Source organism: Enterococcus sp. FZMF (assembly GCF_030263915.1).
Taxonomy (GTDB): domain Bacteria; phylum Bacillota; class Bacilli; order Lactobacillales; family Enterococcaceae; genus Enterococcus_D; species Enterococcus_D casseliflavus.
Genome location: NZ_CP127160.1, coordinates 3,336,295 through 3,352,030, shown reverse-complemented (window position 1 = coordinate 3,352,030; position 15,736 = coordinate 3,336,295). Strand labels below are relative to the sequence as shown.

The 15,736-nt window shown below is 45.1% G+C and carries 19 protein-coding genes and 1 riboswitch; of the genes, 15 read left to right on the top strand and 4 right to left on the bottom strand.

What is annotated here, in order from left to right:
- The first annotated feature begins 1 nt into the window (after window position 1).
- From QN079_RS16335 to QN079_RS16325, 3 genes are all read left to right on the top strand, one after another.
- Window positions 2-439: a PTS mannitol transporter subunit IIA gene (locus QN079_RS16335; protein ID WP_015510630.1), complete on the top strand. Its 438-nt coding sequence runs from the start codon at window positions 2-4 to the stop codon at window positions 437-439.
- Between the two features lie 22 nt (window positions 440-461).
- Window positions 462-1,610, top strand: coding sequence for a mannitol-1-phosphate 5-dehydrogenase (locus QN079_RS16330; protein ID WP_086291447.1), 1,149 nt, complete (start codon window positions 462-464; stop codon window positions 1,608-1,610).
- Window positions 1,611-1,785: 175 nt separating this feature from the next.
- On the top strand, window positions 1,786-2,085 hold the full coding sequence (locus QN079_RS16325) for a hypothetical protein (protein ID WP_005230258.1): 300 nt from the start codon (window positions 1,786-1,788) through the stop codon (window positions 2,083-2,085).
- A gap of 135 nt (window positions 2,086-2,220) precedes the next feature.
- On the opposite strand, the gene QN079_RS16320 is transcribed toward QN079_RS16325, so the two are convergent.
- On the bottom strand, window positions 2,221-2,733 hold the full coding sequence (locus QN079_RS16320; RefSeq protein ID WP_005230261.1) for a type 1 glutamine amidotransferase domain-containing protein: 513 nt from the start codon (window positions 2,731-2,733) through the stop codon (window positions 2,221-2,223).
- A 124-nt stretch (window positions 2,734-2,857) separates the two neighbouring features.
- Between QN079_RS16320 and QN079_RS16315 the strand changes: the two genes are divergently transcribed.
- From QN079_RS16315 to QN079_RS16305, 3 genes are all read left to right on the top strand, one after another.
- Window positions 2,858-3,409: a hypothetical protein gene (locus QN079_RS16315; RefSeq protein ID WP_159161249.1), complete on the top strand. Its 552-nt coding sequence runs from the start codon at window positions 2,858-2,860 to the stop codon at window positions 3,407-3,409.
- Between the two features lie 183 nt (window positions 3,410-3,592).
- Window positions 3,593-4,036: a hypothetical protein gene (locus QN079_RS16310; protein WP_252704736.1), complete on the top strand. Its 444-nt coding sequence runs from the start codon at window positions 3,593-3,595 to the stop codon at window positions 4,034-4,036.
- Window positions 4,037-4,044: 8 nt separating this feature from the next.
- A complete protein-coding gene (locus QN079_RS16305) occupies window positions 4,045-4,800 on the top strand; it encodes a DUF6681 family protein (protein ID WP_060791862.1) in 756 nt (251 codons plus the stop codon).
- Between the two features lie 55 nt (window positions 4,801-4,855).
- Here the strand turns inward: QN079_RS16305 and QN079_RS16300 are convergent, their stop codons facing one another.
- Window positions 4,856-5,263, bottom strand: coding sequence for an Hsp20/alpha crystallin family protein (locus QN079_RS16300; protein WP_005230267.1), 408 nt, complete (start codon window positions 5,261-5,263; stop codon window positions 4,856-4,858).
- Window positions 5,264-5,437: 174 nt separating this feature from the next.
- On the opposite strand from QN079_RS16300, the gene ispE reads away from it, so the two are divergent.
- A complete protein-coding gene (gene ispE, locus QN079_RS16295; protein ID WP_034858541.1) occupies window positions 5,438-6,289 on the top strand; it encodes a 4-(cytidine 5'-diphospho)-2-C-methyl-D-erythritol kinase in 852 nt (283 codons plus the stop codon).
- A 171-nt stretch (window positions 6,290-6,460) separates the two neighbouring features.
- On the opposite strand, the gene QN079_RS16290 is transcribed toward ispE, so the two are convergent.
- On the bottom strand, window positions 6,461-6,640 hold the full coding sequence (locus QN079_RS16290; RefSeq protein WP_005230269.1) for a hypothetical protein: 180 nt from the start codon (window positions 6,638-6,640) through the stop codon (window positions 6,461-6,463).
- Between the two features lie 306 nt (window positions 6,641-6,946).
- Between QN079_RS16290 and QN079_RS16285 the strand changes: the two genes are divergently transcribed.
- The 7 genes from QN079_RS16285 to thiT all read left to right on the top strand — a co-directional run bounded on the left by QN079_RS16285 (window position 6,947) and on the right by thiT (window position 13,927).
- Window positions 6,947-7,906, top strand: coding sequence for a metal ABC transporter substrate-binding protein (locus QN079_RS16285; protein WP_289230160.1), 960 nt, complete (start codon window positions 6,947-6,949; stop codon window positions 7,904-7,906).
- 12 nt (window positions 7,907-7,918) lie between these two features.
- Window positions 7,919-8,599, top strand: a complete 681-nt coding sequence (locus QN079_RS16280; protein WP_005232967.1) for a metal ABC transporter ATP-binding protein — start codon at window positions 7,919-7,921, stop codon at window positions 8,597-8,599.
- A complete protein-coding gene (locus QN079_RS16275; protein ID WP_005230272.1) occupies window positions 8,572-9,402 on the top strand; it encodes a metal ABC transporter permease in 831 nt (276 codons plus the stop codon). The genes QN079_RS16280 and QN079_RS16275 overlap by 28 nt, the downstream gene beginning before the upstream one ends.
- A gap of 151 nt (window positions 9,403-9,553) precedes the next feature.
- Window positions 9,554-10,378: a pur operon repressor gene (gene purR, locus QN079_RS16270; RefSeq protein WP_005230273.1), complete on the top strand. Its 825-nt coding sequence runs from the start codon at window positions 9,554-9,556 to the stop codon at window positions 10,376-10,378.
- Window positions 10,379-10,555: 177 nt separating this feature from the next.
- Window positions 10,556-11,929, top strand: coding sequence for a bifunctional UDP-N-acetylglucosamine diphosphorylase/glucosamine-1-phosphate N-acetyltransferase GlmU (gene glmU, locus QN079_RS16265; protein WP_005230274.1), 1,374 nt, complete (start codon window positions 10,556-10,558; stop codon window positions 11,927-11,929).
- 115 nt (window positions 11,930-12,044) lie between these two features.
- Window positions 12,045-13,019 carry a ribose-phosphate diphosphokinase gene (locus QN079_RS16260; RefSeq protein ID WP_005230276.1) on the top strand — a complete coding sequence of 325 codons (975 nt, stop codon included), beginning with the start codon at window positions 12,045-12,047 and terminating at the stop codon, window positions 13,017-13,019.
- A gap of 181 nt (window positions 13,020-13,200) precedes the next feature.
- Window positions 13,201-13,302: riboswitch (TPP riboswitch) on the top strand.
- A 52-nt stretch (window positions 13,303-13,354) separates the two neighbouring features.
- Window positions 13,355-13,927, top strand: a complete 573-nt coding sequence (gene thiT, locus QN079_RS16255) for an energy-coupled thiamine transporter ThiT (protein WP_015510621.1) — start codon at window positions 13,355-13,357, stop codon at window positions 13,925-13,927.
- Between the two features lie 55 nt (window positions 13,928-13,982).
- On the opposite strand, the gene QN079_RS16250 is transcribed toward thiT, so the two are convergent.
- Entirely contained in the window at window positions 13,983-14,771 is a 789-nt protein-coding gene (locus tag QN079_RS16250; RefSeq protein ID WP_005230281.1) for a hypothetical protein, read from the bottom strand.
- 231 nt (window positions 14,772-15,002) lie between these two features.
- Here QN079_RS16250 and QN079_RS16245 point away from each other — a divergent pair, with 231 nt between their 5' ends.
- The gene (locus QN079_RS16245; RefSeq protein ID WP_289230159.1) at window positions 15,003-15,719 is read left to right on the top strand and encodes a class A sortase; all 717 of its coding nucleotides are present in this window, start codon (window positions 15,003-15,005) and stop codon (window positions 15,717-15,719) included.
- Window positions 15,720-15,736: the final 17 nt, after the last annotated feature.

The window sequence follows — 15,736 nt, the reverse complement described above, 5'->3', positions numbered from 1 at the left end:
AATGCAAGTATTAGAAAAAGACATGATTGAATTGAACAAACAATTTGCGACCAAAGAAGAAGCCATTCGTTACTGCGGCGAAAAATTGCTGGCGGCAGGTTGTGTGGAAAAAGAATACGTCGATGCCATGCTTGAGCGTGACGAGATGCTCTCAGTCTATATGGGGAACTTTATTGCGATTCCTCACGGCACGGATGAAGCCAAAAAATACGTCAAAAAATCAGGTATCTGTATCGTGCAAGTACCGGATGGCGTGAATTTCGGTACCGCGGACGAAGAAAAAATCGTCACCGTCCTTTTCGGCATTGCGGGCAAAGGGGAGGATCACCTGCAATTGGTCCAACAAATCGCCCTCTTTTGCAGCGATATCGATAACGTTGTCGAATTGGCGGATGCCTTAGATAAAGAAGAAATCGCCCAAAGTTTGACCGTAGCATAAGGATTTAAGGAGGAGACAAGACATGAAGGCAGTTCACTTTGGTGCAGGTAATATTGGTCGTGGCTTTATCGGCGAGATATTGGCTGCCAACAACTTTGAAATCACATTTATTGATGTCAATGAAACGATCATTGACGCCTTAAAAGCAAGACAAGGGTATACCATCGAATTAGCCGATGAGACCCAAGAACAGATCCACATCGAGCATGTGACGGGATTGAACAATGCCAAAGAACCAGAAGCGGTGATCCAAGCGATTGCCGAGGCAGACATCCTTACGACCGCCATTGGTCCCAACATTTTGCCGCATATCGCTGAGCTGATCGCCAAAGGCTTAGAAGCACGTCAGCAATACCCAGACAAGCCAGCCATTGATGTGATCGCCTGTGAGAACATGATCGGCGGATCGACCTTTTTAAAAAGCGAAGTGCAAAAATACGTTGCTGATTGGTCCGCGTTAGAAGCGACGGTTGGTTTTCCAGATGCAGCGGTGGACCGCATCGTACCGCTGCAACACCATGAAGATCCCTTATTCGTTCAAGTAGAACCTTTTTGCGAATGGGTGATCCAAGAGTCAGGGATGAAATCCTCGATCCATCTGCAAGGGGTCCATTATGTGGCGGACCTGGAACCGTACATTGAACGGAAATTATTCAGTGTCAATACGGGTCATGCTACGGTAGCGTACACAGGCGCCCTCCAAGGCTATCAGACGATCGATGAAGCGATGCAGGACCATTTAGTGGTGATCCAATTAAAATCCGTTCTCGAAGAAACTGGGCGGCTTTTAATTGAGAAGTGGGCTTTTGATCCTGAAGAACATGAACGGTATATCGAAAAAATCATCCAACGCTTTAAAAACAAACACATTTCCGATGCTATCACACGGGTGGCACGGACACCTGTCCGCAAATTAGGAACTGAAGAACGCTTTATCCGACCAGTCCTTGAGTTAGAAAAACGCAACATGCAGCCAGATCATCTCTATGAAACGATCGGCATGATCTTCAACTACAAAGACCCTGAAGATGAGCAAAGCCAACAATTGCAAGCACTTTTGGATGAAAAATCACTACCGGAAGTCATTGCAGAAATCACTGGCTTACAAGATGAAGACATGATTGAAACGATCCGACAAAACATTGAAAAATATGCGTATGTTGCCGCATAAAAACGAGTAACACACAGAACAAGCAGATAAATTGCCGCATCCGTAAAAGCTAGCCCAACAAGCGAGCTTTTGCGGATGTGGCAATTTCTTTCAACGCTTGTTCTGTGTTTTTTTGCTCACCGATTGACCTTTGCTGCTAACTTGACGATAATAAGAAAAGAAATGAGGGAGAGCGATGGAACGATGGTTTGAAGAAGCCCAGCTTCAAGTAATTGAGTTGCCGATCGAATGGCAGGAAAACCGCCCCGTCTATCGGGCCTTTATCCGTGAATTGCCGACGATCCAAGCAGAAGGAACTTCGCGGCAAGCTGTTTATCGGCAGTTGGCAGAAGCCTACGCGGCTTACCTTGCCCAACTTCGAGAGGCCAATGAGGCACAGGAAGAAATGACGTCTTCCTTATTATCGACGGAAGAGTTATTGCGCTATTACGATGGCGAGACTTTCGATGGTTTTGAGTTGCCCTCTGACGAGTAACGGGAAACGAGCTATTCACTGAAAACTGAAAAGCTACGCAAGAAAAAACCGCTCAGCTGCAGCTCGATCGATACGAAGGATCGAACGCTGCAATTGGCGGCTTTTTTTCTCTAAGAAACCAAGTCTTATTCGTGGTTAGTTCAATGCCTCGGTAATGGCTTGATTGAAGGCATCTAAGTCATCTGGGTTTCGGCTGGTGATCAACCGATAGGTTTCGTCGATCACGACAGGCTCATCTTTGACGGTGGCACCTGCGTAGGCTAAATCTGGTCGCACAGAATCATAAGCCGTCAAGGTCAAATCTTTTGTCAGTCCTGTTTGGATAAACAGTTGTGGGCCGTGGCAAATGGCAAAGACGGGACGATCAGATGTCAAAAAGTCTTTCGTCAATGACACATAGCGCTCATCGGTCCGTAATTGGTCAGGGGAGAAACCGCCTGGGATCAACAAAGCATCAAAACTTGCAGGATCGATCGTATCAATGGCCGCATCGACGGTAAATGTTCCACCTTGTTTGCCTTCGACGGTCTCGGCGCCTTCATTACTAATAACGACTACTTCATGTCCAGCCGCTTCCAGTGCTTCTTTTGGTGACGTCAACTCAACATCTTCAACTAGATCAGTGACAATAACAGCAACTTTACTCATTCGATCTCCTCCTTATTACTTGATGAACAATTTGTTCACCTGCTATTATTTATGCTAACGAAGATTTTCGCTGTTGACAAATCATCTGTTTGTCCGCAGCTTGAAAAAGAAAGAAGGCAACGCCATGGCAACGATCCAACTATTTATCTCTGATACCCCCCTTTGCTTTGAAAAAGCGGAATTCATTTTTATGGAAGAAAGATTTGTCATCGAGAAACAGCAATTATTTGAAAAAGTTGATGCGGTGATGCATCAGGAGGTATCCTCGGCCTTGGTTTCATTGGTAGAAAAAGCCCTTTTGACGCTAGAAGCGATCGGGGAAGAAGAGGATTATTTCGACCTGCTTTATTTGACCTATGAGAATACCTGCCATTCCCTCAGCGGACAGCAATTACTCGCGCAGCCGTTTCCAGCTGTAGAAGCAGCCTTGCAGCCAGTCTTTGATGAGTTGGCAGAACCGATCGTAGAAAAGTTTTATGAGGAGCTGACCAATCAGCTAGAAGAAGTTGCTGATGATGAACTGTTTAGTTCTTATTATCTGGATGAGGAAGAAGCGGTGATCCAAATCGATGCCCCGATCCAACATGAAGAAGTGATCGCCTTGCCCGCCCTTTTACGGGATTACCATGGCACGTTGCGATTGACCTTTGAAAAGTTTTATGAATACCTTGTGTAGCGGCGGCAACTACCGTCGTTGTTTTTTTTGTGAAAACAGTTACATGTTTAGATTTTTTTAAATCCTGCGGCAGAAGCCTCTGGAATCTTGACCCTTTTGTTAGAAACGATTATAAAGGTAAGAAGAGGCTGAAGGAACCGAGGCTGCCAATGGGCAACATCGGGTAAGAAAAGGATGAGAATCATGCGAAAAGTCCCGCCTATTTTAAAACCAATTGCACTTTTAACGATATCAACGATCATTGCCACTGCCACCGGCGTGGTGAATTCAGGCAGCTACCGCCAACCAAGTCGTGTGACGGAAACGACAGAGACGACAGAAACGACCGAACAAGTACCAAGTGAAAGCACACCCTCTTCGATGACTGAAGACAGTCAAAATCAGACACCTGCTAGCACGGACTCACAACCGACGAACGATGACCAGCAGACAACACCGTCATCCAGCAGTGAACCAGCAACACCAGCAACGACTCCGTCTTCTTCGGTGCCTGCAGAAACGACGCCATCAAGCGATGCCAATGTTTCACCAGCACCATCGGAAAACAATCAGGAAACACCTTCTTCAAGTGAAGAGACCACGCCAGATCCACAAGGGATCATGGATGAGAATCAAGGAAATGAGTAGGTGAGAAAATGACGCTTATTTTAGATTTAATCAACGGCATCCATAAATTTTTGGGCTATCTCGATATCAGTCCTAAATACTTGAACCGTGCCTATACCATCCTCAGTATCATTCCAACGGCGTATATTTTGCGGATCGTCTACGGGATGTTTGCGAACCAAAACTATTTTCAAGCGATCCTTTATACGGTCGGCTTTTTGGTCTTAGTCTACTTCTGGGTACTGAATATCTTCTATTATTTCTTAAACAAAAATATGAAGTTCGATGTCACTCAGGCCTTTGTCAAAGTTTTACCAGACGAAGTCTTCAATATTGAAGGAGAAACCATCAGCACCACCGACATTGATCGTTTGACGACTGAAAAAGCGGTGATCCATTTTGAAGAAGACTATCAGCTGGTATTGGCGAATCATTTGCAGACCTTGATCGCTCAAGAAGAATTGGCGATCAAACCGTCATCCAACGGCTTTACGATCCCGAAAAACACCTTGTATCCTTACTATTTTGTCAAACAGCAAGGGGAAAATGAGTACGCATTGCAGATCGGTACTAGCTACACGGAGATGACGAAAGTCGGCACGATCCAATGGACAGGCAAACAGCCCTTAGAGCCAGTGGGCTTATTTATCACTGGCGGTGATTTTGTCAAAAATGATGTAAAATACCATGAACCATACAGTTTGAAATTGTACGTCAAAAAAGAGATTTCTGAAGAAGAACCACAGACCTCAAGACAGGCGTATCGACGACAAGCACGCAAATAGGAAAAGGCAGTCCCCAAGAGCGTTCTCTGAAGGGACTGCCTTTTTGGTATCTCGGTTATTCGATCGGGATATTTTTTGCGGGTGCGTCTTTGTAGCTGGCTTTTGGTAACGTCAGGGTCAAAACGCCGTCTTCAAACACTGCTTTAATGGACTCGTCATCAATGTCTGTGATGGTGAAGGTCCGTTGATAGGCACTGCTAGAGCGTTCTTTGCGCAAATAATGTCCGAAATCCTCCTCGGTTTCCGTGGTCTCTGTTTGAGCCGCTGAAATCGTCAGCGTGTTGTTGACGTAACTGACGCGGATGTTTTCTTTCTTGATGCCGGGTAAATCTGCTTGAACGAGATACTTGTCTTCGTACTCTTTAATGTCCGTATTCATTTGCCGTTCTTGCCAAAAACTGTTCATTAATTTGCCTAATAGTTCTTCGCCGCCTGCGAAATCTCTTGGAATCAAATTTGCCATGTGGTTCCCCCGCTTTCTTTTATCTATTGAGTTGGTACTTCTATTTTACGAGGAACCAAGCTAAAGGGCAACCAAAATGGCAACAATCATAAAAACAAGAGAAATCACTCAACTATCTTATAAGAATCTGCTATGATAGAACTAAATAACTATCAGATGATTGGATGAATGAAGATGGAGATTATTGAAAAAGCGCCAGCTAAGATCAACCTCGGTCTCGATGTGTTAGAGAAAAGAACAGACGGCTACCATGAGTTGGAAATGGTGATGTCTAGTGTTGATCTAGCCGACCGTCTGATAATGGAAGAGATAGCAGAAGATAAGATCATTATAGAAACCAACAAAGCCTTTTTGCCGATCGACAAACGCAATAATGTCTATCAAGCCGCCAGTATCTTAAAAAAACGCTACGGCATAAAAAAAGGCATCCGTATCCGCATCACCAAGAATATCCCGGTGGCAGCTGGGTTAGGTGGGGGCAGTACGGATTGTGCGGCAGCGCTGCGGGGGATGGTTCGCCTGTGGCATTTAGACCTTTCCATGGCAGAGCTGATCGATATTGGTATGGAAGTCGGCACCGATGTTCCCTATTGTCTTTATGGGACCACTTCCCATATTGCAGGAAAAGGGGAGCTGGTGACGCCGCTGCGGCCGATGCCGCAATGTTGGGTCATCTTGGTTAAACCTCGTTTGAGTGTTTCAACGGGGAAAATCTTTCAAGAAGTCGAGCTAGACCAACTGCACCATCCAGATATCGCAGCATTGTCGGCCGCCGTCTTAGCCGAAGATTATCCAGCAATGATCGCTGCCATGGGCAATAGCCTAGAAGCCATCACGATCCCGAAGTATCCGATCGTCCAACAGATCAAAGATCGCATGATGAAATACGGCGCAGACGTTGCCTTGATGACCGGCAGCGGACCGACTGTCTTTGCTCTTTGTCAAAAATATTCGCGGGCACAGCGGGTCTATAATGCCTTAAAAGGATTCTGCGATGAGGTTTATCTTGTACGTACATTGAAATGAATGAGTCAAGGACACAGGCTGAATTCGCCTGTGTTTTTTTGTATGCCTTCTATTTCAATGGTAAAGAAAAAGGCAGCTGAAGTGGGGAAGGAAGCATCTAGAAGCTGCCCTACACAAAAGTCCCCGACGAAAATAAGGCGTCGGGGTCTGATTCTTTACGTAAAGCAAAGGCTATTCTTTTTGGTGCTGCTTCTTTGCGGATTTTTTCTTTTTGTCTTCTTCATACAATGGTTTGTCGATCGTTTTGCGGATTTCTTCGGTTTGCTGCGATGCAGGATCTTCTGGTAAGACGATTCGAGTCAACAAGTCGCTGTTGTTTACAGTTGGCGGCACAGTTACAAATTCGTTCATCTTCGTTTCCTCCAAGTGCTTTTAGGTTATTATCCTACATACTCTCTAATTTTTCAAGCTGGTACAGCAGGGGCGCATGGCGAATGGCGTAAAATATGGCTAAGTTCCTGAGAGAAGAATCCGCTTCAAATGAACGTTTTCTCCTATGTTTTCCGATTTATCTCGAAATAAAAGTTTTAAATCGTAAAACGTACGATTTGTCTTGACGAACCGGAAATCATTTGATAGAGTAACTTTTGCTAACAAAACGGAGTTGTTCCGTTTTAAAATAAAAAGAAGAGCCAGCAAATGGAAGGGGAAATCCCGATGAAAAAAATCTTACTTACTACAGCACTCCTTTTAGGGGGCGTGCTTCTTGGCGCTTGTGGGCAGCAAGAAGCGACAAGCCAATCGAGTGACACAGAGAAGCTGTCGATCGTCACGACGTTTTATCCAATGTACGAATTTACGAAAGAAGTCGTAGGCGACGCAGCAGAGGTCTCCTTGTTGATCCCTGCAGGAACCGAACCCCATGACTATGAGCCAAGTGCCAAAGATATGACCAAAATCATGGATGCAGATGCCTTTGTCTACAATAGTCCTGAGCTAGAAACTTGGGTCGCTAGTTTGACGGATTCCGTCGATCCTGAGCAAACAGCCGTGATCGAAGCGGCCAAAAACATTCAGTTGGTGGAAGGCACAGAGGAGGAAGATCATGACGCGCATGATCACGAAAGCGGAGACAGCCATGAAGGCCATGATCATACGTACGATCCTCATGTTTGGACCGACCCAGTCTTAGCGATCCAAGAAGTAGAAACGATCCGCGATGACTTGATTGCGAAGTTTCCTGAGCAAAAGGCAACTTTCACGGAAAATGCAGCTGCCTATATCGAAAAGCTTTCTGCTTTAGATGAAGCCTACCAAGCGGCGTTAAAGGATGCGACCCAACGAACCTTCGTTACGCAGCACGCAGCCTTTGGCTATTTGGCACGGCAGTATGATTTAGTCGAAGAATCGATTTCGGGCATTTCACTCGATCAAGAACCAACGCCAAGTCGGTTGGCTGAGCTGAAAGAATATGTAGAAGAAAAACAAGTCAAAGTTATCTATTTTGAAGAAAACGCGTCATCGAAGGTGGCTGAGACCTTAGCGTCTGAAACAGGAGTGGAGCTGGCGGTCTTGAATCCATTAGAAAGCTTGACGCAAGAGCAGATGGATAACGGCGAAACATACCTGTCTGTAATGGAAGACAATTTGGCAGCATTACAAAAAAGTATTCACTAAGGAGGCGCCTGCGTGCGTTATATCGATGTAAAAGATTTGACCTTTTATTATGATGATGAGCCCGTCTTGGAAGACATTTCCTACTTTGTCGAAGACGGCGAATTCGTGATTTTGACTGGCGAAAATGGGGCGGCAAAATCTACTTTGATCAAAGCAACCCTTGGTTTGTTGAAACCTTCTAAAGGAGCAGTCACCTTGGCGACCAAAAATGCTGCTGGTGAAAAATTAAGCATCGGCTACATTCCTCAGCAGATTGCTTCCTTTAACGTCGGGTTCCCCAGCACCGTTTTGGAATTGGTCCAATCGGGCCGCTACCCAAGAGATCGCTGGTTCAAGCGCTTGACGAAACGAGACCATGAACATGTCCGCCGTGCATTAGATGCCGTCGGGATGTGGGACGTGCGTCATAAACGGATCGGCGAGTTGTCCGGTGGCCAAAAGCAGCGGATTAGCTTGGCACGGGTCTTTGCCACGGACCCTGATTTATTTATTTTAGATGAACCGACTACGGGGATGGATGAACAATCCCGCAATCTGTTTTATGAACTGCTACGGCACAATGCTCATGACCACGGCAAGTCGATTTTGATGATCACCCATGATCACGAAGATATCAAAGAATACGCGGACCGTCAGATCCGTTTAGTGCGGAAGGAGGATTCACCATGGCGTTGCTTTCATATGAATTCATGAGAAGAGCTTTTCTTGCGGCGATTTTTATTGCTGGTATCGCACCGATGCTGGGGGTCTTTCTAGTGATTCGGCGACAGTCATTGATGGCTGATACGCTGTCCCATGTCTCTTTAGCAGGGGTGGCACTGGGCTTCTTTCTAAATCTAAATCCGAGTTTGACGACGCTATTGATCGTAGTCATTGCCGCAATCATTTTGGAATACTTGCGAACACTGTACCGCAGTTATTCAGAGATCTCGATCGCCATTTTGATGTCTGGCGGCTTAGCGTTAGCCCTCGTCTTGATGAACCTTAGCGGGGGGAACTCCGCAACGAGTATCCAATCGTATTTGTTTGGGTCGATCGTTACGATCACACAAGAACAAGTCTGGATCTTAGGCTTTTTGTTTTTAGTCGTTTTTGCTTTATTCTTCTTATTCAAACGGCCCATGTACATTTTGACCTTTGATGAAGATACCGCTCATGTTGATGGCTTGCCTGTGCGAGTGATGTCGATGCTCTTTAATGTCTTGACGGGGGTGGCAATCGCCATGATGATCCCGATTGCGGGTGCATTGTTGATCTCTGCGATCATGGTTTTACCAGCTGCCATCAGTATGCGTTTAGGCAAGAGCTTCAATGCCGTGATTTTGATCAGTGTCGTGATCGGCATGATTGGGATGATGTCTGGTTTGACCAGTTCCTTTTATTTGGACACACCACCGGGAGCGACGATCACGCTGGTTTTTATCGCTCTTTTCTTAGTGATCAATTTGATCAAACGCATCGTGATCCTCGTCCAACGAAAACAACGCCTAAAATAAAGGGCTTTATGAAAAAGAAACGAAGAATTTTCGTTTCTTTTTTTTAAACTCTAATCAAAACCGAACAATATAAGCAATATTTTAGATAATGCTCGCATTTATCCCGAAAAAGCCTTATAATAAGGCGAATAAACTAAAGGAGTTGTCCGGTGTGAAAATACGTCGAAGTGAACGACTGATCGATATGACACATTACTTGTTGAATCATCCCCATGAATTGATTTCATTGTCCTTCTTTTCTAAACGATATGCCTCTGCAAAATCATCGATTAGCGAAGATTTATCTATTATCAAAAAGACCTTTAAAGAACGAGGAACAGGCATTCTTGATACCGTGCCAGGCGCTGCTGGCGGTGTTTTTTTTGTGCCTGAAATTTCTGAAGAAGAAGCGTATGCGTACGTCGAAGGGCTGGCAGAACGCTTGTCTGAGCAAGACCGTTTGTTGCCTGGCGGCTATGTTTATCTATCTGACTTATTAGGCGAACCGGAATTGCTGCGCCAAGTCGGCCGCATCATCGCTTCCAAATATTTAGGCGAACAAATCGATGCGGTGATGACCGTTGCTACTAAAGGAGTGCCGATCGCTCAAGCAGTCTCTTACTACTTGAATGTTCCCTTCGTGATCGTGCGTCGTGATTCCAAGATCACTGAAGGCTCGACCGTGAGTGTCAATTATGTCTCTGGTTCTTCAGAGCGCATCGAAAAAATGGAATTATCCAAGCGCAGCTTAAAGCGCGGCTCTAGAGTATTGGTGGTCGATGACTTTATGAAAGGCGGCGGCACGGTCAATGGGATGAAGAGCTTGATTGAAGAATTTGAAGCCGAATTAGTCGGTATTACGGTTTTTGCCGAAACGAAATTCAAAGGCAAGCGGGCCATCAGCGATTACAGTTCTCTGCTGTATGTTGAAGATGTCGATACCCAGACCAAAACGATCTCGGTAGTACCGGGAAATTACTTTGAGAAAAAAGCCTGATTTTTGTGGCTCTTAGACTGGCGCAAGCAGCTGTTTTTTAAACGGCGGCCGCCAGTCTTTTTTTGATTGGTCTAGGTGGGGATTCCTTAAATCGTTGAAATTTACAAGTACTTGGGCTAAACTGTTTATAGGAAATTCAATGAACAAAAATCGTTCAGATTGATAGGAGTGGAATACGTGGACGCACGTTTTGCAATAATTTTAGCGGCTGGAAAAGGCACGCGCATGAAATCGAAGTTATATAAAGTGTTACATCCTGTTTGTGGCAAACCAATGGTGGAGCACATCATGAATCGAGTGGTGGAAACCAATCCTGAAGAGATCGTGACGATCGTCGGTCACGGGGCAGAAATGGTCAAAGAGCAACTGGGGGATCGCACCAACTATGCCTTACAAGCCGAACAATTGGGTACGGGCCATGCCGTCGTTCAAGCCGAATCGTTTTTAAAAGGCAAAAAAGGGACGACCTTAGTGATCAGTGGGGATACACCGTTATTGACGACGGAAACCTTGAATAACTTGTTCGATTACCACCAAGGGAAAAATGCGTCGGCGACGATCTTAACGGCGCAAGCGGCAGACCCAACAGGCTATGGCCGAATCGTGCGGGATCGTGTCGGTATCGTGGAGAAAATCGTTGAGCAAAAAGATGCGTCGATCGAAGAAGCGCTGATCCAAGAAATCAATACAGGGACGTATTGCTTCGACAATGAATTGTTATTTGACGCCTTGGCAAAATTAGATACGGACAATGCCCAAGGGGAGTACTACTTGACTGATATCATCGAGATCTTAAAGGAAGACGGCAAAATCATCGCTGCTTATCAAACCGAAGATTTTCATGAATCATTAGGAGTCAATGACCGCATCGCCTTAGCCGAAGCCAATCGCTTGATGCGTCAGCGGATCAATCGTCAGCACATGCAAAATGGCGTGACCTTGATCGATCCGGCGACGACTTATATCGACGAAGGTGTTGTGATCGGCTCAGATACCCTGATCGAAGCCGGTGTCACCATCAAAGGGAAGACGACGATCGGAGAAGACTGTGTCATTACGGCAGCTTCTGAAATAGAAGACAGCAAGATCGGCAACCAAGTGACGATCAAGGCATCGACGATCGAGGAGAGCATCATTCATGATGGCGCCGATGTCGGTCCCAATGCCCATCTTCGTCCCCATGCGGAAATTTTGGCCCATGCCCATATCGGGAACTTTGTGGAGGTCAAAAATGCGACGATTGGTGAAGGCACCAAAGTCGGACACTTGTCTTATGTTGGCGATGCGACCTTAGGCAAAAACATCAATGTCGGTTGCGGCGTAGTCTTTGTTAATTATGACGGCAAGAGCAAATTCAAAACGACTGTCGGCGACAATTGCTTTATCGGCTCTGGCTCCAATCTAGTTGCGCCATTGACCATCGAAGAGGAAACGATGATCGCTGCTGGCTCAACGATCACCAAAGATATTCCTAAACACAGTATGGCGATTGCCCGCGCCCGTCAGGAAAATAAAGCGGATTACGCGAAAAAGTTGCCTTATCTAAATTAGAAATAGCGAAATGACTTGATTTCTTAAGGAAAAATGACTACTATTTATTAGGAAGAAGATTCTAGTAAAAGGAGTCATTTTTTTCTAGATGAACGCAAAGAAAGTGGAGGTTCTCATGTCAAATCATTATTTTGATCCAAGATTGAAGATTTTTTCTCTGAACTCAAATCGTCCTTTGGCGGAAAAAATCGCAGCTGCAGTAGGTGTTGAATTAGGTAAGTGTTCAGTCAAACAATTTAGCGATGGTGAAATCCAAGTGAATATTGAAGAAAGTATTCGTGGTGCCCACGTCTACGTGATTCAATCAACCAGCAGCCCTGTAAACGATAACTTAATGGAATTGCTGATCATGATCGATGCTTTGAAGCGCGCCAGTGCGAAGACGATCAATGTAGTAATGCCTTATTATGGTTATGCAAGACAAGACCGCAAAGCGCGATCAAGAGAACCAATCACCGCAAAACTTGTAGCAAACATGATCGAAAAAGCCGGTGCGAACCGCATGGTTACACTGGATTTGCATGCCTCACAGATTCAAGGGTTCTTTGATATCCCAGTTGACCACTTGATGGGTGCACCATTGATCGCCAACTACTTCTTGGAAAGAGGCATTCAAGGCGATGACGTCGTCGTCGTTTCACCAGACCACGGGGGCGTGACTCGTGCCCGTAAATTAGCTGAGTTTCTTAAGTCACCAATCGCGATCATCGACAAACGTCGTCCGAAAGCCAACGTAGCAGAAGTCATGAATATCATTGGTCATGTTGAAGGCAAAACTTGTGTCTTGATCGACGATATGATCGATACTGCTGGTACCATCACATTGGCTGCGAATGCGTTGAAACAAGCAGGTGCTAAAAGTGTGTACGCCTCATGTACCCACCCTGTCTTGTCAGGACCTGCCTTGGAACGGATCGAAGATTCTGCCATTGAGCATCTAGTTGTGACAGATTCGATTCACTTGCCAGAAGACCGCAAGTCGAAAAAAATCGATGAGATCAGTGTCGGTGCCTTGATGGGCGAAGCGATCAAACGAATCCATGAGAACAAACCAGTCAGTCCACTGTTTGAATCAAAATTATCAATTTAATCGTGTCTCATATGCATGAGAACAACAGCCAATGGTCGGTCTTTAGCCGCTCATTGGCTGTTTTTTTCTGAGGAGTTTCAGGATGTTTTTAGAAAAAACGATCGCAGTCATGTTTCTTTTCACCAATTTATGGTATTCTTGAAAGTGACTTGCGAAATGCAAGCAAAAAATAAAATAGAATCTAATCACAAAGGGGAGTCTGCAAAGGCTGAGAATGAGAGTACTCTAAACCCTTCGTACCTGTTTCGATCATGCGAACGTAGGAATTGTGACGAGTTGAAGTGTCCAACACTTCTCCTTTGTGAATTGTGATGATTCTAAAGGAGGAGTTTTTTTTGAAACGAAAAATGTCGCTGCAGGTGTGGACGGAAGGAACGATGATCGCTGCAATTGGGGTCGTCTTGTCGTATATCCCGATCCAGACAGCCAATTCCAGTATCGACTTGTCTCTAGGTCTCGTGCCCTTGGTCTTGTATTCGTATCGTCGCGGAGTGCTGCCGGGAATGACAGCTGGATTTATGTGGGGCTTGCTGAATATTTTGATTGGTAGCGCCATGCGTAACTTTATCACCGTTCCACAGATCATCTTTGAATACCCCTTTGCCTTTGCTTTTGGCGGGATGGGCGGCTTGTTTGCTAATAAAATCCAGCAAGCGATCCGTCAAAACAGCAAAACCGTTACGTGGTATGTCGTCTTAGGGGGCATCGTGGCGGTGATCAGCCGTTGGTTTTGGCATTATTGGGCTGGGGTCTTTGTCTGGGGAATGTACGCACCGCCAGGACAAAGTCCGTATCTGTATTCCTTGATCTTTAATGGATCATCGGTCATTATCAATATCGTTTATGTAGGGGTCGTCCTAGGTCTCTTAGTCAAGGCAGCCCCGAAATTATTTGTCCCGAAAGCTTAGTTTTAGAAATGGAACCATCAAAAAATGTCTTGATGCTCTTTGAGAAAGAGAAGCATCAAGACATTTTTTTGTCGATAAAGCCAAACGCTAGATCTTCTTGGTCGATTTCCAACGACCAGCTTTTTTTGCTGGCTGAATAGCGTAAAACAGCGATTTGATCCAGCTCTTTTTGATTGACCAGCGTGTTTTTTAAGCCAGCATCTTCTGACAGATAGATCGGGATCGTATAGGTTCTGTCGATCAATTGTTCTTGTGTCAGACAAAAGACGATGCCTTCTTGCATGATTCCCCGCAATTCTTTCAGCAAATTAAAATCGAGCTTTTCCACCGGCGTTGCTTTTTTAAAAAAAGAGAGGCGATCATTGATTTTTTCTAAGACGATGCGGGTGATCCGATCCGCCAAAATCCGATAATATTCATCTAAATAGCGATAATAAACGCGGGAACGTGCATCTTTTAAGTCAAAGAAAACAAAGTTATTTTGCAGTTTGTAAAAGAAAGGGGAGTGGAGGTGTGTCTTCATGTGGCCAAAATATAACAACTCGGAGATCTCTAAAGGCGTCAATTCTTTGACCATCTCGTAATCATTAAAATCGATCCACTTCATTTCTTCGGCAACACGACCTTTGTTGATCTGCTGAAAAAACAGTTGGACGTCTTCCATTCCGCGTATCACTTTTAAGCCTGTATGACCGTCGAATTCGCCGAAATCACTGGAAGGATCAAGCAAGAGCAAATTCTTGGGCTGATGGACGATGCTCTTGTTAAAATCTTGGGGGGCAAGCCCGCGGGTCAAGACGGCATTGCTGGTTGTATCAATATGTACGTAAATCGTGTTAGACATGCCGATCGATCCCTCCTATATACTAAGTTCATTCTACAACAAAGCGCTGAAAATTGCTTGTATCTTTTCGTTTAAAGTTATATTACAAAATAACAGAAAAAACAATTTTTAAGTTCCCTTTTTCGACAAAAAAAGGCAAATCTTGTCTTTTCGTAAAAAAACTGGCCAAAATTGGCGTCTTTATGAGGATTTTGGTATGATAAAAGAAGAAACTAATGGAGACGAAAACCTATGAGAAAAAAGAAACGCAGACTTTCGAATTGGCTGAGCAATCTCTTTTTGCTTTTGCTGTTATTGATTGGTTTAGCATTGATTTTTAATAATCAAATCAAAAATTATTTTATTAAACAAACAGGTGAAGCATACGCAGTCGGCACCATTGATCGCAGTGATGTGGAAAAAAATATGGAAGCGGAAGCGACCTTTGATTTTGATGCCGTGGAGCCGGCGAGTTCAGAAGCAGTCTTACGGGCGCAGCTGAGCAACAAAGCCTTGCCAGTGATCGGCGGCGTGGTGGTTCCTAGTGTGGGGATCAATCTGCCGATTTTTAAAGGCTTGGCCAACGAGGCCTTGCTGTATGGTGCTGGTACGTTAAGTCCCACCCAAAAAATGGGGGAAGGCAATTACGCACTAGCCAGCCATCGCGCTCAATCGCCAGAGCTTTTGTTTACGCCATTGGATGATGTCGCCATCGGAGCGGCTATCTATGTGACCGATCTGGAAAATATTTACACGTATACCGCGACTTCTTCTGTGCGGGTCGACCCGACCGATGTCTATTTGCTTGACGAAGTGGAAGGCCGTAAAATGATCACGCTGATCACCTGTGGCGAAATGGGCGGTGTCACCCGTCGTGTGATCCAAGGTGATCTGGAATCTGTAACGCCTGTCGACGAAGCAACGGATGAGATGCTGGCGGCATTCAACATGGCACAACGAACATTTTAATCAAAAGAATAGCTCGA

Coding starts and splice junctions, on each gene's coding strand:
- QN079_RS16310 (WP_252704736.1), top strand. CDS start 3,593: ATGCGAAAAGTCCCGCCTATTTTAAAACCAATTGCACTTTTAACGATA.
- QN079_RS16335 (WP_015510630.1), top strand. CDS start 2: ATGCAAGTATTAGAAAAAGACATGATTGAATTGAACAAACAATTTGCG.
- QN079_RS16250 (WP_005230281.1), bottom strand. CDS start 14,771: ATGTCTAACACGATTTACGTACATATTGATACAACCAGCAATGCCGTC.
- QN079_RS16325 (WP_005230258.1), top strand. CDS start 1,786: ATGGAACGATGGTTTGAAGAAGCCCAGCTTCAAGTAATTGAGTTGCCG.
- QN079_RS16320 (WP_005230261.1), bottom strand. CDS start 2,733: ATGAGTAAAGTTGCTGTTATTGTCACTGATCTAGTTGAAGATGTTGAG.
- QN079_RS16245 (WP_289230159.1), top strand. CDS start 15,003: ATGAGAAAAAAGAAACGCAGACTTTCGAATTGGCTGAGCAATCTCTTT.
- ispE (WP_034858541.1), top strand. CDS start 5,438: ATGGAGATTATTGAAAAAGCGCCAGCTAAGATCAACCTCGGTCTCGAT.
- QN079_RS16300 (WP_005230267.1), bottom strand. CDS start 5,263: ATGGCAAATTTGATTCCAAGAGATTTCGCAGGCGGCGAAGAACTATTA.
- QN079_RS16285 (WP_289230160.1), top strand. CDS start 6,947: ATGAAAAAAATCTTACTTACTACAGCACTCCTTTTAGGGGGCGTGCTT.
- QN079_RS16330 (WP_086291447.1), top strand. CDS start 462: ATGAAGGCAGTTCACTTTGGTGCAGGTAATATTGGTCGTGGCTTTATC.
- QN079_RS16290 (WP_005230269.1), bottom strand. CDS start 6,640: ATGAACGAATTTGTAACTGTGCCGCCAACTGTAAACAACAGCGACTTG.
- QN079_RS16315 (WP_159161249.1), top strand. CDS start 2,858: ATGGCAACGATCCAACTATTTATCTCTGATACCCCCCTTTGCTTTGAA.
- QN079_RS16305 (WP_060791862.1), top strand. CDS start 4,045: ATGACGCTTATTTTAGATTTAATCAACGGCATCCATAAATTTTTGGGC.
- QN079_RS16275 (WP_005230272.1), top strand. CDS start 8,572: ATGGCGTTGCTTTCATATGAATTCATGAGAAGAGCTTTTCTTGCGGCG.
- QN079_RS16260 (WP_005230276.1), top strand. CDS start 12,045: ATGTCAAATCATTATTTTGATCCAAGATTGAAGATTTTTTCTCTGAAC.